The following is a 19,947-nucleotide window of genomic DNA, read 5'->3' as shown; positions in this document are numbered from 1 at the left end:
CAAGGGGGCCGAGCATAGAGCAGATTCAGTGACCTTCCAAGAAAACAATAGGGGTCAGATTCCAATTTAAAGACCGAGTTTTCTGATCGGAATTTAATTGGGGACACATATAAATCACCCTGGGACTGAGCCATAGGACAGCCCAACCACAGCCGCTCGACCGCGCCGGGGCGCTGTGCCGGAGTGCTGTGTTCAGCAACTTGCATGCCGCGCGGACCGTCTTACCCCCATGGCAAGGGCCTCCAGCGGCGTGCGAAGATGGTTTTTGGCGCCCGGTGCCTTCTGCGTCACGCCCGCTCGCCTCTTCCTTCGCCCCCGCCCTACCTGCGTCATGACCTCTGCCACCCCCGAGTTCCAGTTCTGCCCGCGCTGCGCGGCCCCGCTGCACGACCGCGTCGAAGGCGGCTTCACGCGCCGCGTCTGCCGGGCCGAGGGTTGCGGCTTTGTCTGGTGGGACAACCCCACGCCAGTGGTGGCCGCCGTGGTCGAGCATGAAGGCCGCTTGTTGCTGGCCCGCAACGTGGCCTGGCCACCGGGCTTCTTCGCCCTGGTCACCGGCTTTCTGGAAAAGCACGAACTGCCGCACGAAGCGGTGCAGCGCGAGGTCGAAGAAGAGCTGAACCTCAAGCCACTGGGCGCGAACTTCATCGGCCACTACACCTTCGAGCGCATGAACCAATTGATCATTGCCTACCACGTGCCCGCCGAGGGCACGGTGCGGCTCAACGAGGAACTGGCCGAGTACAAGCACCTGCACTTCGAGCAGGCCCGCTACTGGCCCGCCGCGACCGGGTACGCCTTGCGCGACTGGCTGCGCGGCCGAGGCCTGGACCCGCAAGAGCTCGCACCCCGCACCCCTTGAGGGCACGACGCTCCTCCGGCTTTGGCGCCGATCTCGGCAGGTCAACGCGCTCGCGCGTGCCTGCGGGCCGCTTCGCATGCTGCGGCGGATTTGGGCCTCTTCATTTCGGCCCAGGCCGAAACATCCCCCGTGCGGTGACTTCCAGAATGAGCGCTCTTACTTCAGGAGCCCTCGCACCATGTCCCTCACCTGCTTCATCCGCTACCAGATCGACCCCTTCCAGCGCGCCGCCTTCCAGCGCTACGCCGAGGCCTGGGGCCGCATCATCCCGCGCTGCGGCGGCAATCTACTGGGTTACTTTCTGCCGCACGAAGGCACGAACGACATCGCCTGGGGCCTGATCGGCTTCGACGACCTGGCGGCCTACGAACGCTACCGCGCGGTGCTGCGCCAGGACCCAGAAGGCCGGGCCAACTTCGAGCTGGCGCAGACGCAACGCTTCATCCTGCGCGAAGAACGCACCTGGCTGGACGACGTGGCCAGCACCATCAACCAGCCCCGGCAGGTGCGGCCATGATCGCCGTCCTGTTCGAACTCGAAGCGAAACCCGGCGCCGAAGCGGCCTACTTCGAAACGGCCGCGCAGCTGCGGTCGCTACTGGACGGCATCGAGGGTTTCATCTCGGTTGAGCGTTTCCAAAGCCTGTCGCACCCCGGCCGTTACCTCTCGCTCAGCTTCTGGCGCGACGAGGAGGCGGTGCGTGCCTGGCGTCAGCAGGCCGAACACCGCGCGGCACAGCAAGCGGGCCGGGCCGAGTTGTTCGCGCACTACCGGCTGCGCGTCGCGGCCGTGCTGCGTGACTACGGCCTGCACGACCGCGACAATGCACCCAACGATTCACGACAAGCCCTGCTCTGAAGGCCATGCCCCCATCACCGTCACGCGTGCCCGCATCCTCACCGCACGAACCGCGCCTGGCGCGGGTGGCGGCCATCGTGGCCGACCCGGCGCGCTCGCGCATGCTGGCCTACCTGCTCTCGGGTGACTACGCCAGCGCGGGTGAACTGGCGCGCGCCGCCTCGGTGACACCTGCCACGGCCAGCGGGCACTTGGCCAAGATGCTGGAGGCGCAGTTCATCGAATGCGAACAGCGCGGGCGGCACCGCTACTACCGGCTGGCCGACGCCGACGTGGCCCACGCACTCGAATCCCTGGCGCTGGTGGCGGAGCGCGGCACGCACGAAGCCGCCTGGTCGCGCCCCGAGCGCGAACGGCTGCGCCAAGCCCGCTGCTGCTACGGCCACCTGGCCGGCGCCCTGGGCGTGCGCCTGTTCGACAGCCTGCTGCAGCGCGAGGGCCTGCGTGCCAGCCCGGAAGGTTTTGAGGTCAGCGAACCCGGCCGGGCCTGGTTGGCCGAGCTGGGTTACACCCCCTCCGCGCCGACGCGCAAACGCCGTTACGCCTACCGCTGCCTCGATTGGTCCGAGCGCCGTGACCACCTCGCGGGGCAACTCGCCGACGAACTGCTGCAGCATTTTTTGGAACGCGGCTGGCTGAGGCGCGGCACGGGGCGCGCCGTCGAGCTGACGCCCACCGGGGTGCAGGAACTGCTGCCCCGACTGGTCGACGGAGCCCGAACAATGCCGTAGCCCCTTGGCTCACGCCCTGCCCTGACCATGACACCCTCCTCCTGCGCCCTGATGGCGGACTACAACCGCTGGATGAACGCCAAGCTCTACGAAGCCGCGGCGCGACTGAGCGATGAACAACTGCGGCAAGACCGTGGCGCCTTCTTCGGCTCCCTCTATGAAACGTTGAACCACCTCGCCGTGGCGGACACCATCTGGCTGCAGCGCTTCGCACAACACCCGGCGCTGGGCGACTTGCAAACGGCCATGCAGGACTTTCCCAAGCCCACCTCGTTGCGCCAACCCTTGGCGAGCTCGTTCGCGGAATTGCGGGACTACCGCACACGACTCGACGCCGTGATCCTCCAGTTCGCCCAGCAACTCACGCCCGCGCAACTCGCCGAGACGCTGCGTTATGCCAACACCTCCGGCCAGCCCCAGGCCCGCAAGTTCGGCGCCGTGCTGCTGCACTTCTTCAACCACCAGACCCACCATCGCGGGCAAGCGAGTACGCTGCTGTTCCAAGCGGGCGTGGACCTGGGCGTGACGGATTTGTTCACGCTGATTCCGAACGAGGTGTGAGTCAGGCGCCGATCAGCGCTTGCCGCCCATCAAGAACCCGAGGCCAAGGACTGCGACGGCCCGGGCCTTCACGAACTGGGTTACGCCTCCGCCCCAAAGCGCTTGGCCGATCGCGCCTTGGCCTTGAGCGCTTCGGCCTCCCGGTTGCGGGGCTCCGCATGGGTGACCAGGCTGGCCATCAGCCTGCGCGCCGTGGCCGCGACCTCTTCCACGGCCTGATTGAAAGCCGCCTCGTTGGCCCGCGAAGGCACCGAGAAGCCGCTGAGCTTGCGCACGAACTGCAGCGAGGCATCGCGTATCTCCAGCTCGGTCGCCGGAGGCTCAAAGTTGAAGAGCGTCTTGATGTTGCGGCACATGGTGGGGCGGGTTTTAGTCGGCTGGCCCCTTGATTCATCTAATCGATTTCATCTCTTTTTCCCAATCAAAGAGTGAGATAAGCTGGTCGCAACAAACTACCGGGGTTAGCATGCTCTTTAACTTCATCCGTCAAAGAAATCAGGCCACCGCTACAGGTCGCGCAATAGACCTCTCAACGGCGATCGTCAATTTGGAGCCCAACGGCAAGGTCCTTTCCGCCAACGTCTTGTTTGGCAATATCTTTGGGTTCAGCCCCGCCGAACTACAGGGAAAGCACCACTCGGAGCTTTGCTTTCAGGAGTACGCCGCCAGTTCGGAGTACCAGGAGTTCTGGCGCAAGTTGCGCGCTGGGGAGTCCTTCGGCGGACTCTTCAAACGGCGTCATCGTGACGGCAGCACGGTCTGGCTGCGCGCGACCTACACCCCTGTCAAGAACAGGCGCGGCGAGGTGGTCCGGGTCGTCAAGCTCGCCTACGACGTGACCCAGCAGACCAATGAGCGCATGGAAACGTCGGCTGTGATGAAGGCGATCAACCGCTCAATGGCGCTCATCGCGTTCGACACGGAGGGTTACGTGCGACGGGTCAATGAGAACTTCCTCAAGGCCCTGGGTTACCGGGAGACCGATGTCCTGGGCCAGCATCACAGCATGTTCTGCCGCCGGGACTATGTCTCCAGCCCCCAATACGCTGCTTTCTGGGATGACCTGCGCCGAGGGGTCTATCACCAGGGGCAGATTGAACGAGTCACGCGCTCCGGCGCGCCCATCTGGTTGACTGCCAGCTATAACCCCATCGAGTCAGAGGTCGGAGAGATCATAGGCGTGGTCAAGCTTGCAACAGATGTCACCGCCAGCGTACTCGAAAGCCAAGCCCGCCAGGAAGGCGTGAACAAGGCCTACACCGTCGCGCTGCAGACGCAAGAGCTTTCATCGCGCAGCTCTGACACCGTTGAGCAAGTGGTGCAGCGAATTCAGTCCACGGCGCAGTCCATCGCGGGTTCCTCCAAGGAAGTGACCGCCTTGGGTGAACAAACGCGGAGCATCGTCAACGCGGTGGACGCGATACGTCGGGTGGCCGACCAGACCAACCTATTGGCGCTCAATGCCGCCGTGGAGGCCGCAAGGGCCGGTGAACAAGGCCGAGGCTTTGCGGTGGTGGCTGGAGAGGTGCGCTCACTGGCTGCCAGCAGCAAGGAAGCCACCCAGAGCATCGTGAGTGTCATATCTGCGGTCGAGCGACAGGTTGAGGGTTTGACCTTGGCCATGAAATCCAGCATCGAGGCTGTTAACGACAGCGTCGGGCTGGCAACTGATGTGGTCCAACACATTCAGCGCATCAAGGCTGACTCGGGCGAAGTCGTTAGCGCCGTACAGGCTCTGCGTACAAAGTAGCCCCCGCGGAAGCGCGAGATGCCACTGAAACACCTCGCCGTGACGGACTTGTTCGCGCTGATTCCGAACGAGGTGTGAGCCGGGCGCCGATCAGCGCTTGCCGCCAATCAAGAACCAAGAACCCGGGGGCCAAGGACTGCGACGGCCCGGGCCTTCACGAACTGGGTTCTGTCTCCGCCCCAAAGCGCTTGGCCGAACGCGCCTTGGCCTTGAGCGCTTCGGCCTGCCGGTTGCGGGGCTCCGCATGGGTGACCAGGCTGGCCATCAGCCTGCGCGCCGTGGCCGCGACCTCTTCCACGGCTTGACTGAAAGCCGCCTCGTTGGCCCGCGAAGGCACCGAGAAGCCGCTGAGCTTGCGCACGAACTGCAGCGAGGCATCGCGTATCTCCAGCTCGGTCGCCGGAGGCTCGAAGTTGAAGAGCGTCTTGATGTTGCGGCACATGGTGAGGCGGAGGTGAGTTGGTCGCGCCAGTCTAGCTAGACTGGCGGTGAAGCACCAGTGGGACGATGAGCCTTTGTTGATTTTGAAGTCATTGCTTGCGCCTCTACCCTGCAAGAAAGAATCCATGACAAACCTTCGCGTCTATCAGGATCACACCGACCGGCTGCAAGTCGTGTCTCTGTGGCGCACCGTGTTCGGATACGAGACCGCTCACAACGAACCTTCACTCGCCATCACAAAGAAGGTGAACGCGAACGATGGTCTCTTCTTCGTGGCGGAAGAGAATCGGAGCTTGATTGGAACAGCCATGGCGGGCTATGACGGTCATCGAGGCTGGCTCTACGCGATTGCCGTTCATCCGGAGTTCCGGCGTTCTGGCTTGGGCACCCGTTTGGTTCGCCACGCCGAGCAGGCGCTTGTTTCATTGGGCTGCATGAAGGTCAATCTTCAGCTGCTTGCCAGCAATGAGGCGACGGCTGCGTTCTACAGATCACTGGGTTACACGGTCGAGCCGCGCATCAGCATGGGCAAGGTCTTGCACGAGAACGTGCCCGCGCAGCACACGATCTGACACGCACATGGTGAGGAGGCTGTGGGCCGGTCGCGCCAGCCTAGCTAGACTGGAGGTCAACCACCCGTGCTGCGATGAACCCCCTCCTAGGCTCCGATATCCGATCCATGGCGCAGCGCAGCGTGCTCTGCTGGCTGGCCACAGCCGACGCATCGGGTCAACCCAACGTCACGCCCAAGGAGATCTTCGCCATCCTGGACGACGAGCACATCGTCGTGGCAAACATCGCCTCGCCGGGTTCAGCGAAGAACATCCGCGCCAACGCCAAGGTATGCCTCAGCTTCATCGACGTGTTCGCCCAGAAGGGGTACAAGGTGCTCGGCGTGGCCACGGAAGCCAAGCCCACGGACGCCGAGTACGCCCGCTGGGTCGAGCCCCTGCGCGCGATGGCTGGCGAACGCTTTCCCATTCACAGCGTGTTCGTGGTGCGCGCCACGGCGGTGGAACCCATCCTGGCACCCAGCTATCTCTTGTACCCGGCGGAAACCAGCGAGGCGATGCAGATTGCGTCGGCGCTGCGTGTTTATGGGGTAAGGCGAGCAGGCGAGGACGGATTCTAGAGGCTACTTCCCGAGGCGCAACGCGGCCCGCTCTTTGCGTGGCACTGAGTCTCGGTGAAGAGGGTTAGCCTCAAGGTCGCGATCGATGGTGGCTGTGATGTGACGCCGCAGTTTTTCTAGGTTTAGATGTCTGTCATCCATGCGATAGAACGCTATATTCGTCTGAACTCCTCAAGCTAACCACGCACTTAGCTTGTTGCTCAGGAGACAAAAGGATATGCATCAGTCGATGCTATTCCCAACTTTTGCGGTCGACATCACCGAAGTCGCCATGCCATTCAGACCACCATTCTTCGACAATGTCGCCGAAGCACTGAATCCGGTCTTGCACGATTTGCCGGGCAAGATCGTAAGCATTGACGGGGCCGACGGCAGCGGAAAAACCACGCTAGGCCGCTTCCTCGCGTGGTACTTCAATGTGACGCTCTTGGAGTCAGACAACTTCATCCTTGAAGGCAAGGGACTCATTTACGACGTTGACACGGTACGCGCTCTCATACGACGCAGGCTGAAAAAGCCCCGACCCATACTGATCGAAGGAGTTGTCGTCCTGCGGTTACTCTCAGAGGTCGGCTACCAGTCTGACTTCCATATTCACCTCCAGAAGGATAGTGGATCGTCGAGTGAATTCTTAGCCGACGCTCTCGAACAGTACCAGAGAGAGTTTCGCCCTAGTGAACGGGCACACCTCATCATTACGACAACATACGATTAACGCCTCACATCACGAAAGAGCACCGTATGTCAGCGCCATCGCCGTACGAAATTGCAAGCGCCATCGCCGCTGTTGTAAGCGCTATTGGGGGTGCGTTCGCTGCTGTGGCCGCATTCAAATCAGCTTCGTTCGCAAAGAAGGCAGCACAGCAGGCAGAGGAATCCGAACGCCGGGCCTTAGTACGCGAGGTCTCTACGACCGCTGCCGCGATCATGGCAAACTCCCTGAGCACATCCTCCCGTGGCCAGGAACTAATCCTAGAGTGCCGTACGGCTGAAGTCTTCTCAGGCTCTGCCAATCACTCTTCCCTCAAGCTGCTAAATGAGAGCACCATCCGACTTGTTGAACAGGCTCGCTCCTTCGCTGAAGACGCCAAGCCCTTTGTCGGAGGTGCCAAGTCTCTCGCCGTCGCCCCATACGATGAGATTGACAGGGTTCGAACACGACTGGCAGAGAACCTTGGGCTGTTGCAGGTGATCAGGGAAGATCTTGACCGAAAGCACGCCGACATGGCGACACGGAACTTGCAGCATCGTCAAGCGGCAATTCAAAGTCGCCAGGGGTAACACCTAACTCCCAGTATGAGTATGTAGCCCCCCTCTACAGTAAGAGAATGTCTCTAAGGGTAGCTTCGCTAGAACGAAGAACGACTACCGTACTAGCGGTGTTGCCGAACTTAACGAATCAATGCCATTCGAAAAATTTAGGCTTACCACCGAGAAACATTCTGGGTGGAGCTGCACCGCGGCCCTGCAAACAACTACTCTCGCTCAGCCCGCCCCGCCGGCCTCCCCGCCTTCCCCTTGCTCAAGCGCCTCGCCGTCTGCTTCTGCAGCGCGGCCATGAACTCGTGGCCGCCCAGGGCCCAGCCCTTGAAGGCGGAATCGGTCAGGGCCTCTTGCTGCTGTTGGCTCAGGCCTTCGGCGACCAGGCGGGTGTAGGCCGCTTCGCGCGCGAAGGGGGTGTTGCCCAAGGCCCAGTAGAGGGCGTGGGGCGTGACGAGGCGGTCGGCGCGCTGGCCGATGTGGTGCACGTGGCTGGACCAGGGGTAGTCCGCGGCCTGGGCCACGAGGCCCGCGCGCACGGGGTTGAGGTCGATGTAGGCCATGCAGGGCAGCAGGTGGCGCTCGGCCTCGATCACGGTGGAACGGTAGCGCCCTTCCCACAGCGTGCCGCTGCGGCCGTGGCGGTCGTTGAACCAACGCACGTAACGGCGGCCCACGGCCTGCATCATCTTGGGCAGGCCCTCGGCCGTGGCGGGGGTGAGCAGCAGGTGGACGTGGTTGTCCATCAGCACGTAGGCGTGCAGGGCGACGCGGTGTTCACGCGCCTGCGTCTCCAGCAGTTGCAGCATCTGCCGCCGGTCGACCTCATCGCGGAAGATGGCCTGGCCGTCGTTGCCCCGCTGCACCACGTGGTGCGCATGACCGGCGACGCTGAGGCGGGGCAGGCGTGCCATGGTGGAAGGCCTTGCTGGCGGAGTGTTGAGCGCGCCGCTTCAGGCGGAGACCGGGCTGGGGTCTGCGCCCGAGTCTGAGCCCGGGGCGTGGTCCGCACCTTGAACTCGGCCGTGAGCCGGACCGTGAGCCGCGCCCAGGCGCGCGTAGCGCACGGGCAGCAGGGATTCGAGGCCGAACTCGCCGAGCATGGCGCGCAGGCGCTCGGCGGCGCTGCGTTTCTTCTGGCCGGTGTAGCGCGCCAGGATCAGCTCGTTCTTCATGCTGTGTTCCCAGCCCACCAGCTCGGTCACCGTCACCTGGTAGCCCATGGCCTCCAGGTAGAGACAGCGCAGCACATTGGTGATCTGGCTGCCGAACTCGCGCGTGTGCAGGGGGTGGCGCCACAGCTCGGCCAGCGGCGTGCGCGCGAGGGCCAGGGCCTTGCCACCGCGCAGCACGCCGGCCACCTCGGCCTGGCAGCAGGGCACCAGGGCCATGAAACGCGCCTGCTTGGCCAGGCCGAAGGCGATGGCGTCGTCGGTGGCGGTGTCGCAGGCGTGCAAGGCCGTGACCACGTCGATGCGCGCGGGCAACTCGGTCGCACGCTCGGACTCGGCCACGCTGAGGTTCAGGAAGCGCATGCGCTCGAAGCCCAGGCGCTCGGCCAGCTCGCGCGATTTCTGCACGAGCTCGGGACGGGTTTCGATGCCGTAGATGTGGCCGCCCCGTGCTTCATTCTCTGGCGCCCTGAAAAACAGGTCGTAGACGATGAAGCCCAGGTAGGACTTGCCCGCGCCGTGGTCGGCCAGGGTCGGCGCGGCGTCGGGTGGCAGTTCCTTCAGCAGCGCTTCGATGAACTGGAACAGGTGCAGCACTTGCTTGAGCTTGCGGCGGCTGTCCTGGTTGAGACGGCCTTCGCGGGTGAGGATGTGCAGTTCCTGCAGCAGTTCCAAAGACTGGCCGGGGCGCAGGCCCAGGTCATCGGCCACGGAGGCTTGGGCTGTCTTAGCAGCCTTGCCTGTTTTTGCGGCCTTGTCCGTCTTGGCGTGGCGGGCCGGGGGTTTCATGGCGGCGTTCATGCTCACTCCCCCACGCTGCGGCGGATGTTCAATGCGGCCCAGCCCGCCGCGCCTAGGCGCTCCAGCGCCTGGATGTTGCGCTCGTAAATCATCTCGGCCTCCGGGTAAGCGGCCACTGCGCGGTCGATGCTGCTTTCGCGCAGCAGGTGCAGCACCGGGTAAGGCGCGCGGTTGGTGTTGTTGCTCACGTCGTCGTCGACGGTGCCCGCGAACTGGTAGTGCGGGTGGAAGTTGGCGATTTGCAGCGTGCCGTCCAGTTCCAGCTCTTCGAGCACGGCGTCGGCTTCGTCCAGGAAGTCGTTGAAATCCAGAAAATCGTCCAAGCACCAGGGCGCGGCCAGCACCGTGGTGTCGCGCTGCTCGGCGTCGCTCTCGGCCAGGGCCAGCAGCTCGGCGCGCAAGTCCTCGCGCAAGGCGTCGGTGTCGCGCGCGTCGCTGACGGCCCAGTGGATCTGCCCCTTCACGTGCACGCCCTTGGCGAAGGGGCAGAGGTTGAGGCCGATCACGGCCTGTTCCAGCCAGTGCCGCAGGTCGGCCTGCACGGTGGCGTGGCGAGGGTCATCAGAGGGCAGCCTCATGCGCCTTGCTCCTGGGGCCGACGCAGGGGTCGGCGCAGTTGGCGGCCGATGCCCCAGGTGAGCACCAGCCCCGCGAGCGCACAGGCACCGGTCAAGGCCCAGGTCCAATGCCAGCCGCCCACCCGCTGAGCCAGCCAGCCAGCCAGCGGCGGCAGCAGCACCTGGCCCGCAGACGAGCCCTGCTGCATCCAACCCACCGTGGAGCCCACCGTGCGTTCGCTCGGGGCCAAGCGCACCGAGAGCGCGAACAGCGTGCCGGGGATGACGCCACCCACGGCGGAGAACAGCAGCACGGCGACGTAGCGCGCCAGGCCCACCGCCGTGGCCGACTCGATGGCCCACCAATGCGGCCAGTCGGCGAAAGCCACGCAGGCCGACAGCACCATGACACCAAAGCCGGTGCCCAGCAGGGCGGGCGCCGGCACCTGGGCTTGCAGCAGACGCCCGGCCCCTACATTGCCCACGATGTTGATCAGCGCCACGCCCGCCGTCAGCAGACCGGCCCATTGCACCGACACACCCGCCTGCGCGTAGGCCGAGGGCAGGAAGCCCACCACGGTCAGCCACTGCGCGGCGTAGACCCCGAAAGTCAGGGCCAACAGCCAGGGACCGAGGGCGCCCAAGGTCTGGGCCAGGCGCGCCGTCCAGGGGTCGGCCTGCGCTGGTTTGCGGGCCGGTGCAGGCTGGCGCCCCGGTGTCGCGTCATGGGCCTGCGCCTCGGTTGGCACCGCTGCGGGCGCAAGCCGCGCGGGGTCGGCAGGCAGAACACGCGCGACCAGCCCGGCCGCCAGCAGCGCCAGCGCCGCCAAGACCCACCAAGATGCGGCCCAGCCCATCAGGCCGATGACCCAGGGTGTGACCAGCAGGGACAGGGCCGTGCCCGCCGGCATGTACATGCTCCACAGGCTGAGCGCGGCGTTGAGCCGCCCAGGGGTCGGGCCCGCCGCCCCGGCTTCCTGGCTCACGATGCGCCGGATCAGCCCTGGGCCTGGCATGGTGGCCATCAGCACGCCGCAGCCTTCCAGCGCGCGCAGCAGCAGCAAGGCGGTTGCGTCCTGCGCCAGGCCACCGGCCGCGCTGCTGACGCCCAGCAAGAGCAGGCCGACGATCATGCCGCGCCGCAAGCCCATGCCATCGGCCAGCAAGCCCGCCACCACGCCCAGCAGCATGCCCGCGAGTTGCACCAGCGCGAGCATGAAACCGGCCTGCACAAGCGTCAGGCCCAGCGCCTCGCGCAGCACGGGTATGGCAGGTGGCAGCTTGCCCACGTGCAGGGCCGCGGCCACGCCCGCGACGATGACCACCCAGGTCACCGACGATGTGCGGGCGTTCTGTGTTGCCTGGGTTGAGAGCGTCGACTGGGCAGTCGAGGGCATCGGGCGTTTGTTCGTTGTCGGCACGGGCTTCATTCCCAGAGTGTGCGCCCGGTCAGGCGGCTGTGCTCGCGGCTGGCGTAGCGGTCGGTCATGCCGGCGATGTAGTCGGCCACCACGCGCTGGGGGCTCTCGGCCTGCGCGGCTTTGTCGGCGTAACCCTGTTGCATTTCCTGCGGCGTGGCGCGGTAGCAGGCGAACAGCTCCTGGATGACCTGGCGCGCCAGATCCATGGTCTGCGTGACCTGTGGGTGGCGGTAGAGGTTCTGGAACAGGAACTGCTTGAGCGCGATGGACTGCTCGCGCATGGCGGGGCTGAAGCCCACTTGCGGCGGCAGGCGGCGCGCCTCGTCGGCGCTGGCCGGGTGGCTGTCGGCCAAGCGGGCCTGGGTCGCGGCGATCACGTCGTAGACCTGGGCGCTGAGCATGCGGCGGATGCTTTCGTAGAGCAGGCGCCGGCCCGCACGCGGGGCGTCGAGGTCAGGATGCTCGCGCAGCACTTCGCGCCGATGGTGGTCGAACAAGGGCACGGCTTGCAGCTGCTCCAACGTGATCAAGCCGGAACGCACGCCGTCGTCGATGTCGTGCGCGTTGTAGGCGATCTCGTCGGCCAGGTTGCACAGCTGGGCCTCCAGGCTGGGCTGGGTGCGGTCCAGAAAGCGCCGCGCCACCCCATCGGGTTCAGCCGCTTCCAGCGCCTCGGCGTTGGCGCGGGAGCAATGCTTGAGGATGCCTTCGCGCGTTTCAAAGGTCAGGTTCAGGCCATCGAAGTCCGGGTAACGCTCTTCCAGTTCGTCAACCACGCGCAGGCTCTGCAGGTTGTGCTCGAAGCCGCCGTGCTCGCGCATGGCTTCGTTGAGCGCGTCCTGCCCGGTGTGGCCAAAAGGCGTGTGGCCCAGGTCGTGCGCGAGTGCGATGGCTTCCACCAGGTCTTCGTTCAGGGCCAGGGCCCGCGCGATGGAGCGTCCGAGCTGCGCCACTTCCAGCGAGTGCGTCATGCGCGTGCGGAACAGGTCACCCTCGTGGTTGAGGAAGACCTGGGTCTTGTAAACCAGGCGACGGAAGGCCGTGGAGTGGACGATGCGGTCGCGGTCGCGCTGGTGTTCGTTGCGCGTGGGCGCGGGGGCCTGCGGGTGGCGCCGACCCCGGCTGCGCGCGGGGTCGCTGGCCCAGGCGGCGAGCGTCTGTGTCGTGGTCATGCCCGGTGCCGCGTGCTTTGGGTTTGTGAGCGCTGCATCAAACACCCGTCACCCCACCCATCCAACCGCCACTCAAGCCGCTGCGCAAGCATCGATGACTTCGCGCACCAGCGCATCGGGCGCGCCGCGCACGCAGGCCTGGCCGGGCCGCTCGATGAGCACGAACTTGATTTCACCGGCCTCGGCTTTTTTGTCCAGGCGCATGAGGTCCAGGTAACGCCCGGCGTTGTCGTTCGGGTCCAGCACCGGGGCCACAACGGGCAGGCCCGCGCGTTCGATCAGGCGCTTGAGGCGCGCCACGAAAGCCTCGTCCACCAGGCCCAGGCGCTGCGACAGCGTGGCGGCCAGCACCATGCCGCAGCCCACGGCCTCGCCGTGCAGCCAGGCGCCATAGCCCAGGCCGGCCTCGATGGCGTGGCCAAAGGTGTGGCCGAAATTGAGGATGGCGCGCAGGCCGCTTTCGCGTTCGTCCTGTCCCACCACCTCGGCCTTGATCTCGCAACTGCGGCGCACGGCATGGGCCAGGGCCGCAGTGTCGAGCGCGCGCAGTGCGTCCATGTGCTGCTCCAGCCAATCGAGCAGGTCCATGTCAAAGATGGGACCGTACTTGATGACCTCGGCCAGGCCCGCGCTGAGTTCACGCGCGGGCAAGGACTTGAGCACATCCAGGTCGCACACCACGCGCTTGGGCTGGTAGAAGGCGCCGATCATGTTCTTGCCCTGCGGGTGGTTGATGGCCGTCTTGCCACCCACCGAGGAATCGACCTGCGCCAGCAAGGTCGTCGGCACCTGCACAAAGGGCACGCCGCGCATGTAGCTCGCGGCGGCGAAACCCGTCATGTCACCCACCACGCCGCCGCCCAGGGCGTAGAGCACGGTCTTGCGGTCCGCGCCCTGGCTGAGCAGGGCGTCGAAGATCAGGTTCAAGGTCGACCAGTCCTTGTGCTGCTCGCCATCGGGCAGTGCCAGCACCGTCACTTGGGCGTGGTGCGCCTGCAAGGCTTGCTTCAGTGTCTCGGCGTACAAAGGTGCCACCGTCGTGTTGCTGACGATCAGCGCCTGCGAGGCCTTGGGCAGGCCCGCGAAGCTGGCCGACCACGACAGCAAACCGCTGCCGATGAAGATGGGGTAGCTGCGGTCCTCGCCCGAGGCGCGCAACTCGATGCGCACCTGCTGGGGCGAGGTGCCATCACCCTCGGCCCCCGGCGCCGCGCCGTCCCGCAGGTTCTCGGCATCGGACACGGCGTAGGACACAGGGCGGATGGACGAAGGCGCAGGCACCGGCGCCACGGGAGAGATGGAAGACATCCCGCTAGTTTACGTGGGGTGAGTCCCCGCGCCTGACTGCATGAAGCGCGTGGCAGGACGGGGACAAATTGGTGTGAGCAGGCCCTAGAGCGCTGGGTCGGTGGCAGGTCGACGGGCCGCGTCCGCCGGGATCAGACCGGCCAGCTCCAACTGCATGACGATCATGTTGACCAGAGACGCCACCGAGGGCCGCCCCGTGTCGATGGTGAAGTGCGCGACCTCCCGGTACAGGGGATCGCGCTGAGCCAGCAGATCGCGCAGGCGTTGCATGGGGTCTTCCACCTGCAGCAAGGGGCGGTGCGTGTCGCGCCGCAAACGGCGCATCAGCTCCTCCGCGCTCGCGCGCAGGTACACCACATGGGTGCGCGTGCGCAGCTGTTGTCGATTGGCCTCGCGCAGCACCGCGCCGCCACCGGTGGAAAGCACGCCGCCCGGTCCGTCCGGCGCGCTGCCTTGGGCGCAGAGGCTGGCGATGACTTCGGCCTCGATGTCACGAAAACGCGTTTCGCCACCACCTTCGCTGCCACGCTCGAAGAACTCACGGATGGAGCAGCCGATGCGCTGTTCGATGACGGGGTCGGAGTCGTGGAAGGGCAGATTCAGACGGCGCGCCAAATGGCGCCCGACGGTGGACTTGCCCGAGCCAGGCATGCCAACGAAGCTGATGAACAAGGGAGCCGGATTCAAGACAGTCAGGAGAAAGAAAGGGTCAGCGCGTGGAAAGGAGGGAGTCCGTCAAGGTCTTGGGGGTGATGAACACCAGCATCTCCCGCTTTTCTGAGCGCGTCTCCTTGGCGCGGAACAGCGCACCCAGGCCGGGCAAGTCCCCGAGGAAGGGAATCTTGGACACGGTTTCGCGCTCTTCCTGCGTGTAAATGCCGCCGATGACGACCGTGCCGCCATTTTCCACCAGAACCTGGGTCTTGACGTGCTTGGTGTCGATGGCGAAGCCGGCCTGGGTGTCCTGGCCCACCGAATCCTTGCTGACGTCCACCTCCAGGATCACATTGCCCTCGGGCGTGATCTGCGGCGTGACTTCGAGCATCAGATTGGCCTTGCGAAAGGAAATGGAGGTCGCGCCGCTGGAGGTCGAGACCTGGTAAGGCAACTCCGTGCCCTGCTCGATGAGGGCCTTGACCTTGTCCGCCGTGACCACCCGCGGGCTGGACACCACCTTGCCCTTGCCATCCGCCTCCAGCGCGGAGATTTCAAGGTTGAGGAAGCGCGCGGCGCTCTCGCCGAAGATGGACACCGCGAAGACCCCGGCGGGCTGACCGCCCAGACCGGGGGACGGCAGGTTGACGAAGGAGCCGCCCCCAGCGCCTGCCGCCGTGGCGCTGTAGCTGCCGCCAAAGCCCGCGCCTGCCCCACCCGAAGGCGTGCGGCCACCCACGCCGCCCAGGCGTGCGCCCAGGGAGCGGCTGAACGTGTCCGAGGCCTCGACGATGCGCGCCTCGATCAGCACCTGGCGCACTGGCACGTCGATCTTGGCGATCAAGGCGCGCACGGCCTCCATGCGCGCGTGGATGTCGGTCACGAAGAGCTGGTTGGTGCGCGGCTCGGCGATCGCGCTGCCGCGCGGACTCAACAGGCGCGCGGCCGCCACGGCGCTGGCCGATCCGCCCACGGCGCCCGCCCCTCCGAGTTGCTGGGCCACGTCGGCGGCCTTGGCGTAGTTGAGCTGAAAGCTGCGCGTGCGCAAGGGCTCCAGCCCTTCTTGCGCGGCGCGGGCCTCGCTGTCTTGCCGCTCGCGGGCCGCGATCTCTTGCCGGGGCGCGACCCAGAGCACGTTGCCCTCGCGGCGCTGGTCCAGTCCCTTGGATTGCAGGAGGATGTCGAGCGCCTGATCCCACGGCACATCGCGCAAGCGCAAGGTGACGTTGCCGCTGACCTTGTCGGAAGTGACCACGTTGAATCCGCTGAAGTCGGCGATCACCTGCAGCAGGGCGCGAATGTCGATGTTCTGGAAGTTGAGCGTCAACTTCTCTCCGCTGTAGCGCGACGGTGACGCCACTTCTTCTGCTTGAGCGGCTCGGGCCGTGCGGGGCACCAGGTCGACGAGGGGTTCTGCCCGCGCCGTCGTCGGCTCATTCGATGGCGGCACCCCATCGATGGCCGTTGCGTGGGCGGGCCCGAGGCTGGTCGCGAGACCGGTGGCGACGCCGATCACGCCGATGCGGAGGGCGCCGATGAGGAGGAAACCTCCGCAGCGGTGGATCAGGCGAATGAGGTTGGCGGGCTGCGCAGGCAGCATCAAGGTCTTCATGGTTCAACGCCCCTGCAAAGGCAAGGTGATGGTGCGGACTGGCGACTGGACTGGCGTCTGGCCCTGCACCCCTCGCAGCGGCTCCTGCACGGTGATGCCCTCCTCGGTGATGCGCAGCACCTGGGCTTGGCTTTTGCCCAGGAGCGCACCCACCGGGACCTGGTAGATCTGCACATCGGCCTGCACCAGCGCGACGACCTCCTCGCCCCGGCGCAGGCTGCCCACCATCCGCAAGGAGGACAAAGGAAGGGCTTGCAGGGGCGGATCGGTGCGCCCCGGTCGCTGACCTGGGATGGGAACCCGATCAGAAAGACGACGCGCATCAAAGGGATCGGCGACCGCGCTGCGACCGGCCGCTGCAGGGTCGATGACGGACGCATCGGGCAACTCAGGCAGGGAGGGAGCCGTCGCCGTCGTCACCGACGATCGCGCGTCGAACTCCCTGTGCTGCTCGGTCATCCAGGCGCGCAGGGCGGCGGGGTCTGTGAGTTCCGTGCTTGCTTCCAGGGGTGCTTGCGTGGGTGACGTGGGCGCGCAAGCCGCCAGCACCGAGGCCCAGGCCAGCGTCATGACCAGGGCCCAGGCGCGAATCCACGGGGAAGCCCAGGCGGTGCAGCGTGCATTCGCGCATGACGCACCCGCTCCTGCAACACGCAAGGCTTCAGAACACGGCAGCGGAAAGGACGCGAACTTTGGCGTTGGCGTTGGCGTGCGCAGTTTCATCCACGAGGCTCCAAGGACGTTGAGGTGCGCGCCGCTGGCGCCGCAGACTCAGGGGACGGGGGCATGCGCACAGCGCGGGCGGCCAAATCCAAGGTCAACAGCCCGCGGGCTTCGGCGGTCGTGTCACCGCTTGGCCCCGCGCCCGATCGCGCGGCCAGGGTCAGGCGATCGACGACGACCGCCTGGTTCAAAACCGCCAGCGCGGCGGCAAAAGCCGCGAGTTCGCGGTACGTGCCCACCACACGCAGCGTGAACGGCAACTCCACGTGATGTGGCCGCGTGACCGGCGGCCCCGGTCTGAACAGCTCGAGGCGCACAGCGGGGCCTTGAGCGGTCTGGTGGATGTCGCGCAGCAAGGATTCGGTCCAGCCCGGCTCCGGCGGAGGTGCGGCATCGCCGGGCCGCCAGGACCACAGCGCACGCCCCAAGGCATCCCGGTGCTCGCGCGCCAGGTCCATGGCCTGCTTGCGCGCGAGCCCACCTCGGTAGTCGTCACGCGCCTGCTGGGCCTGCGCCTGCAATTGATGCCAAACGCGCGCGTCGTCGTTCAAACCAAGACAGGCGGGCAGCGCCAAGGGCAGCGCGGCGACCAGGGCCAACACGCCCCAACGCGCGGCGCGCGGCCATTCGGCCGGCGGGGTGGACCCAGCCCACGATCTGGCGTTCATGGTGTGGACTCCCCTTGCTGACCCGCTCCCGACTTGGAGACGGCCGAGGACCTCCCCCCGGAAAGCGGTGCCAGCCGGGCACGGACGGTGAATTGGAGGCTTTGCCCCGACAGGTCGGCATCGCCAGACCTTGCCTCGGCGCGCAGGGGCTCCGTGCCCGGCACGGCCAGGGCGATCGGCATCGGCGCGCCCAACAACTCCACCAGCTCGGCCTGCTGGAAGCCAGACGGCGGCCCGCCCAGGTGGCGCAGCAGCCCAGACAGATCATGGTCGGAGCGCGCCACGCCGCGCAGGGTCACCAGGTCGGCTTCGAGGGTCAGCCCCTTGAGGTAGACAAAATCGGGCAAGGCCGAGGGCAGCGCGCTCAGCACGCGGGCGGCGCGCAAGCGGTGGCTCTGCAACTCGGCCCAGGCATCGACTTGCGCGCGCAGCCCTGGCAGGCCTTGGAGTGGCTGTTGGAGTTGAGCGATCTCGCGCGCGAGCAGGTCGTTGAGCGCGCGCTGGGCGGCCAGGCGCTCGCGCCAGTGAAGGTGCAGCAGGCCCGAGATGACACAGCCCGTGGCGAGGGCCCAGAGCACGGCCCTTCTGAAAGCGGCCCGTGATCGCGGGTGCGCGCCGTGCAGGCGCGGCAGTAAATTGATCGTGACGGTCATGGCTGGAACTGGCGCAGGGCCAAGCCACAGGCCTGCAGATACGCCCAGTCCATGTCGGTCTCTGGCGCGGGCCCTTGCGCCGCAAGGCCCTTGCGCGAGCGGCGCGCGATGCGCCACGGCGGCTGGCGTCGATGCGGCATGCCCTCGAAGGGATTCACCACCCGGCAGGGACAAGCCAGCAGACGAGCAAGGGGATCGACCCACGCCGCGCAGGACTGGGGCTCGCCGATCAGCCAAACGGCCTCCAGGCTCGTGGTGCCGCTGCCCAGCGGGAGGTGTCCTTGTGGGAAGTGTTGGGGGTGGTGTTGGGGGTGGCCCTCGACATCGTGCGCGTGGGTCAACGCCTGCGCCACATCCCGCGCCACCGCCCAGGCAAGGGCGAGGTCGCCGTGCGGTTCAGGCGCCGCGCCTGGAGCGCCAGCACATTCGCCTTCATCGACGATCTGTCCGCCGCGCACCAACCACCAGACCATGCGGTCCGCGCGCAGCTCCAGCACCGCCCTGGCCGTGAGTGCAACGGCTGCGGACGGGGCCAGGTCGGGTGCAGGGGCCGGCTTGGAGCGCGCCAACAGATGCAGCATGGCGCGCCGCGCCGCGAAGGTGGCGACGTCCACGGCCACAGGCTCGAGACCGACGGCTTCGGCCAAGGCCTGCAAGTCGCGCACGCGCTCGCGCCGCGCGGCCACCAGCAGCACGTCGACGGGCTGCACTCGGCGCGCATCGTCATGCTTCGGTTGACCCGCAGCCTGCACAGTCGCCGTGCGCCGCGTCACCACGCCGTAGTCAAGGTAGACCTCTTGCAAGGGGAAGGGCAGGAATTGCTCGGCCTCCATCCGCACCCGGGCCTCGAGGTGGTCTCGACTCGACAGCTGGGGCAAGCGGATGCGCCGGGTGATGACCGCCGCCTCGGGCAGGGCCAAGGCCACCTGGTCGGTGCGCGGGCGTGCACGGCGCAGCAAGCGGGACACAGCCTGGGTCACCGCCGTGAAGTCGTCAATGCGGCCTTCGACCATCCAGGCGGGCGACAAGGGCTCACAAGCGCGCTGCTCCAGAGTCGGCAGCCCATCGCGGGTCTGAGCGAGCGCGACCAGCCTGACCGCGTCGGGCTGCAAGTCCAGGCCCAAGATGGGCGCCGACCGGCGACGTGATGACGGGAACAACATGGGCGGCCCTCCTCGTGATGAAACCCCAGCGGGTGCTGCCGTTGATGCCGTTGAAAGAGCGATCCGATCATCGTGGGCAGGCGTTTGGATCGTAGCAGTGGGTCTCCCCTTCGCCGGTCGGAGTCCGAGGTTTACCAAGCCTCTCTTTAAAAGCTTGCACTCACATTTTTTCCACTCCAAGCTCGCAGATTGTTGCCATCTCAACCCCTGGGCCTGGACGGCCAAGCGTTTCGGGGGCACTTGATTTTTATAATGGCGGCTCTTCGGAAAAGATATGCCGCCCGGGCCATCACGCCCGGGCACGTCGCCAACCCGGTTTGGACCCGCCCGCACAGGCTCACGGCCTGGATGGTCCTGCCCCAGAACCCCTAGCTCCGAGGCCGCCCGGCCAAGACGACAGCCCCCATGTCCGCCGACGATCCATCTTCCTCGCCCCGTGCCTCCACGA

At 66.3% G+C, this 19,947-nt stretch carries 24 protein-coding genes and 1 pseudogene; 10 read left to right on the top strand and 15 right to left on the bottom strand.

The features are described 5' to 3' along the window. Positions 1-331: 331 nt before the first annotated feature. From ACLBKS_RS07230 to ACLBKS_RS07210, 5 genes are all read left to right on the top strand, one after another. Positions 332-862: an NUDIX domain-containing protein gene (locus ACLBKS_RS07230; RefSeq protein WP_410192122.1), complete on the top strand. Its 531-nt coding sequence runs from the start codon at positions 332-334 to the stop codon at positions 860-862. 178 nt (positions 863-1,040) lie between these two features. Then, positions 1,041-1,379, top strand: a complete 339-nt coding sequence (locus ACLBKS_RS07225) for an NIPSNAP family protein (protein ID WP_410192121.1) — start codon at positions 1,041-1,043, stop codon at positions 1,377-1,379. Further along, entirely contained in the window at positions 1,376-1,720 is a 345-nt protein-coding gene (locus tag ACLBKS_RS07220) for an antibiotic biosynthesis monooxygenase family protein (RefSeq protein WP_410192120.1), read from the top strand. Before ACLBKS_RS07225 ends, ACLBKS_RS07220 begins: the two co-directional genes overlap by 4 nt. Before the next feature lie 26 nt (positions 1,721-1,746). Further along, complete coding sequence (locus ACLBKS_RS07215) at positions 1,747-2,451, top strand: ArsR/SmtB family transcription factor (RefSeq protein ID WP_410192119.1); 705 nt, start codon at positions 1,747-1,749, stop codon at positions 2,449-2,451. Positions 2,452-2,478: 27 nt separating this feature from the next. Next, complete coding sequence (locus ACLBKS_RS07210; RefSeq protein ID WP_410192118.1) at positions 2,479-3,012, top strand: DinB family protein; 534 nt, start codon at positions 2,479-2,481, stop codon at positions 3,010-3,012. 80 nt (positions 3,013-3,092) lie between these two features. Here ACLBKS_RS07210 and ACLBKS_RS07205 read toward each other — a convergent pair whose 3' ends face one another. Then, a complete protein-coding gene (locus tag ACLBKS_RS07205; protein WP_410192117.1) occupies positions 3,093-3,368 on the bottom strand; it encodes a DUF2277 domain-containing protein in 276 nt (91 codons plus the stop codon). Positions 3,369-3,478: 110 nt separating this feature from the next. Here ACLBKS_RS07205 and ACLBKS_RS07200 point away from each other — a divergent pair. Together ACLBKS_RS07200 and ACLBKS_RS07195 are read left to right on the top strand one after the other, a co-directional pair. Further along, positions 3,479-4,216 (top strand): annotated as a pseudogene (locus ACLBKS_RS07200) (PAS domain-containing protein); the annotation flags it as partial. After that, a complete protein-coding gene (locus ACLBKS_RS07195) occupies positions 4,193-4,762 on the top strand; it encodes a methyl-accepting chemotaxis protein (protein ID WP_410192355.1) in 570 nt (189 codons plus the stop codon). The pseudogene ACLBKS_RS07200 and the gene ACLBKS_RS07195, both read left to right, overlap by 24 nt. 154 nt (positions 4,763-4,916) lie before the next feature. Here the strand turns inward: ACLBKS_RS07195 and ACLBKS_RS07190 are convergent, their stop codons facing one another. Next, positions 4,917-5,204, bottom strand: coding sequence for a DUF2277 domain-containing protein (locus ACLBKS_RS07190; protein ID WP_410192116.1), 288 nt, complete (start codon positions 5,202-5,204; stop codon positions 4,917-4,919). Positions 5,205-5,328: 124 nt separating this feature from the next. On the opposite strand from ACLBKS_RS07190, the gene ACLBKS_RS07185 reads away from it, so the two are divergent. The 3 genes from ACLBKS_RS07185 (at position 5,329) to ACLBKS_RS07175 (ending at position 7,050) form a co-directional block, all read left to right on the top strand. Beyond that, the gene (locus ACLBKS_RS07185) at positions 5,329-5,775 is read left to right on the top strand and encodes a GNAT family acetyltransferase (RefSeq protein ID WP_410192115.1); all 447 of its coding nucleotides are present in this window, start codon (positions 5,329-5,331) and stop codon (positions 5,773-5,775) included. Between the two features lie 74 nt (positions 5,776-5,849). Beyond that, a complete protein-coding gene (locus ACLBKS_RS07180) occupies positions 5,850-6,335 on the top strand; it encodes a pyridoxamine 5'-phosphate oxidase family protein (protein WP_410192114.1) in 486 nt (161 codons plus the stop codon). Positions 6,336-6,552: 217 nt separating this feature from the next. Continuing rightward, a complete protein-coding gene (locus tag ACLBKS_RS07175; RefSeq protein WP_410192113.1) occupies positions 6,553-7,050 on the top strand; it encodes a hypothetical protein in 498 nt (165 codons plus the stop codon). A 317-nt stretch (positions 7,051-7,367) separates the two neighbouring features. Here the strand turns inward: ACLBKS_RS07175 and ACLBKS_RS07170 are convergent, their stop codons facing one another. The 13 genes from ACLBKS_RS07170 to pilM all read right to left on the bottom strand — a co-directional run bounded on the left by ACLBKS_RS07170 (position 7,368) and on the right by pilM (position 19,499). Further along, positions 7,368-7,589: a hypothetical protein gene (locus ACLBKS_RS07170; RefSeq protein WP_410192112.1), complete on the bottom strand. Its 222-nt coding sequence runs from the start codon at positions 7,587-7,589 to the stop codon at positions 7,368-7,370. Between the two features lie 221 nt (positions 7,590-7,810). After that, a complete protein-coding gene (locus tag ACLBKS_RS07165; RefSeq protein WP_410192111.1) occupies positions 7,811-8,509 on the bottom strand; it encodes an REP-associated tyrosine transposase in 699 nt (232 codons plus the stop codon). Between the two features lie 39 nt (positions 8,510-8,548). Then, on the bottom strand, positions 8,549-9,556 hold the full coding sequence (locus ACLBKS_RS07160; RefSeq protein WP_410192110.1) for a class I SAM-dependent methyltransferase: 1,008 nt from the start codon (positions 9,554-9,556) through the stop codon (positions 8,549-8,551). Positions 9,557-9,570: 14 nt separating this feature from the next. Further along, complete coding sequence (locus ACLBKS_RS07155; protein WP_410192109.1) at positions 9,571-10,146, bottom strand: DUF1415 domain-containing protein; 576 nt, start codon at positions 10,144-10,146, stop codon at positions 9,571-9,573. Continuing rightward, the gene (locus ACLBKS_RS07150; RefSeq protein ID WP_410192108.1) at positions 10,143-11,522 is read right to left on the bottom strand and encodes a CynX/NimT family MFS transporter; all 1,380 of its coding nucleotides are present in this window, start codon (positions 11,520-11,522) and stop codon (positions 10,143-10,145) included. The genes ACLBKS_RS07155 and ACLBKS_RS07150 overlap by 4 nt, the downstream gene beginning before the upstream one ends. A gap of 29 nt (positions 11,523-11,551) precedes the next feature. Beyond that, a complete protein-coding gene (locus tag ACLBKS_RS07145; RefSeq protein WP_410192107.1) occupies positions 11,552-12,718 on the bottom strand; it encodes a deoxyguanosinetriphosphate triphosphohydrolase in 1,167 nt (388 codons plus the stop codon). A 72-nt stretch (positions 12,719-12,790) separates the two neighbouring features. Then, positions 12,791-14,026, bottom strand: a complete 1,236-nt coding sequence (gene aroB / locus ACLBKS_RS07140; protein ID WP_410192106.1) for a 3-dehydroquinate synthase — start codon at positions 14,024-14,026, stop codon at positions 12,791-12,793. A gap of 84 nt (positions 14,027-14,110) precedes the next feature. Then, positions 14,111-14,698 (bottom strand): shikimate kinase, encoded by a 588-nt coding sequence (locus ACLBKS_RS07135; protein ID WP_410192354.1) that lies wholly within the window; start codon positions 14,696-14,698, stop codon positions 14,111-14,113. 37 nt (positions 14,699-14,735) lie between these two features. After that, the gene (locus ACLBKS_RS07130) at positions 14,736-16,292 is read right to left on the bottom strand and encodes a type IV pilus secretin PilQ (protein WP_410192105.1); all 1,557 of its coding nucleotides are present in this window, start codon (positions 16,290-16,292) and stop codon (positions 14,736-14,738) included. Positions 16,293-16,295: 3 nt separating this feature from the next. After that, positions 16,296-16,862 (bottom strand): pilus assembly protein PilP, encoded by a 567-nt coding sequence (locus ACLBKS_RS07125; RefSeq protein WP_410192104.1) that lies wholly within the window; start codon positions 16,860-16,862, stop codon positions 16,296-16,298. 149 nt (positions 16,863-17,011) lie between these two features. After that, positions 17,012-17,683 (bottom strand): type 4a pilus biogenesis protein PilO, encoded by a 672-nt coding sequence (gene pilO / locus ACLBKS_RS07120; protein ID WP_410192103.1) that lies wholly within the window; start codon positions 17,681-17,683, stop codon positions 17,012-17,014. Continuing rightward, positions 17,680-18,336: a PilN domain-containing protein gene (locus tag ACLBKS_RS07115; RefSeq protein WP_410192102.1), complete on the bottom strand. Its 657-nt coding sequence runs from the start codon at positions 18,334-18,336 to the stop codon at positions 17,680-17,682. The genes pilO and ACLBKS_RS07115 overlap by 4 nt, the downstream gene beginning before the upstream one ends. After that, positions 18,333-19,499 carry a type IV pilus biogenesis protein PilM gene (gene pilM, locus ACLBKS_RS07110; RefSeq protein WP_410192101.1) on the bottom strand — a complete coding sequence of 389 codons (1,167 nt, stop codon included), beginning with the start codon at positions 19,497-19,499 and terminating at the stop codon, positions 18,333-18,335. Before pilM ends, ACLBKS_RS07115 begins: the two co-directional genes overlap by 4 nt. Positions 19,500-19,947: the final 448 nt, after the last annotated feature.

This window comes from Hylemonella sp. W303a (assembly GCF_046452315.1).
Classification (GTDB): domain Bacteria; phylum Pseudomonadota; class Gammaproteobacteria; order Burkholderiales; family Burkholderiaceae_C; genus Hylemonella.
This window is presented reverse-complemented; position numbering and strand designations above follow the sequence as displayed.

Bases quoted from the DNA above. Each gene is read 5' to 3' on its own strand.
- ACLBKS_RS07230 (WP_410192122.1), top strand. From the start codon at position 332: ATGACCTCTGCCACCCCCGAGTTCCAGTTCTGCCCGCGCTGCGCGGCC.
- ACLBKS_RS07225 (WP_410192121.1), top strand. From the start codon at position 1,041: ATGTCCCTCACCTGCTTCATCCGCTACCAGATCGACCCCTTCCAGCGC.
- ACLBKS_RS07220 (WP_410192120.1), top strand. From the start codon at position 1,376: ATGATCGCCGTCCTGTTCGAACTCGAAGCGAAACCCGGCGCCGAAGCG.
- ACLBKS_RS07210 (WP_410192118.1), top strand. From the start codon at position 2,479: ATGACACCCTCCTCCTGCGCCCTGATGGCGGACTACAACCGCTGGATG.
- ACLBKS_RS07205 (WP_410192117.1), bottom strand. From the start codon at position 3,368: ATGTGCCGCAACATCAAGACGCTCTTCAACTTTGAGCCTCCGGCGACC.
- ACLBKS_RS07190 (WP_410192116.1), bottom strand. From the start codon at position 5,204: ATGTGCCGCAACATCAAGACGCTCTTCAACTTCGAGCCTCCGGCGACC.
- ACLBKS_RS07185 (WP_410192115.1), top strand. From the start codon at position 5,329: ATGACAAACCTTCGCGTCTATCAGGATCACACCGACCGGCTGCAAGTC.
- ACLBKS_RS07180 (WP_410192114.1), top strand. From the start codon at position 5,850: ATGAACCCCCTCCTAGGCTCCGATATCCGATCCATGGCGCAGCGCAGC.
- ACLBKS_RS07175 (WP_410192113.1), top strand. From the start codon at position 6,553: ATGCATCAGTCGATGCTATTCCCAACTTTTGCGGTCGACATCACCGAA.
- ACLBKS_RS07165 (WP_410192111.1), bottom strand. From the start codon at position 8,509: ATGGCACGCCTGCCCCGCCTCAGCGTCGCCGGTCATGCGCACCACGTG.
- ACLBKS_RS07160 (WP_410192110.1), bottom strand. From the start codon at position 9,556: ATGAAACCCCCGGCCCGCCACGCCAAGACGGACAAGGCCGCAAAAACA.
- ACLBKS_RS07155 (WP_410192109.1), bottom strand. From the start codon at position 10,146: ATGAGGCTGCCCTCTGATGACCCTCGCCACGCCACCGTGCAGGCCGAC.
- ACLBKS_RS07150 (WP_410192108.1), bottom strand. From the start codon at position 11,522: ATGCCCTCGACTGCCCAGTCGACGCTCTCAACCCAGGCAACACAGAAC.
- ACLBKS_RS07145 (WP_410192107.1), bottom strand. From the start codon at position 12,718: ATGACCACGACACAGACGCTCGCCGCCTGGGCCAGCGACCCCGCGCGC.
- aroB (WP_410192106.1), bottom strand. From the start codon at position 14,026: ATGTCTTCCATCTCTCCCGTGGCGCCGGTGCCTGCGCCTTCGTCCATC.
- ACLBKS_RS07130 (WP_410192105.1), bottom strand. From the start codon at position 16,292: ATGAAGACCTTGATGCTGCCTGCGCAGCCCGCCAACCTCATTCGCCTG.
- ACLBKS_RS07125 (WP_410192104.1), bottom strand. From the start codon at position 16,862: ATGACGCTGGCCTGGGCCTCGGTGCTGGCGGCTTGCGCGCCCACGTCA.
- pilO (WP_410192103.1), bottom strand. From the start codon at position 17,683: ATGAACGCCAGATCGTGGGCTGGGTCCACCCCGCCGGCCGAATGGCCG.
- ACLBKS_RS07115 (WP_410192102.1), bottom strand. From the start codon at position 18,336: ATGACCGTCACGATCAATTTACTGCCGCGCCTGCACGGCGCGCACCCG.
- pilM (WP_410192101.1), bottom strand. From the start codon at position 19,499: ATGTTGTTCCCGTCATCACGTCGCCGGTCGGCGCCCATCTTGGGCCTG.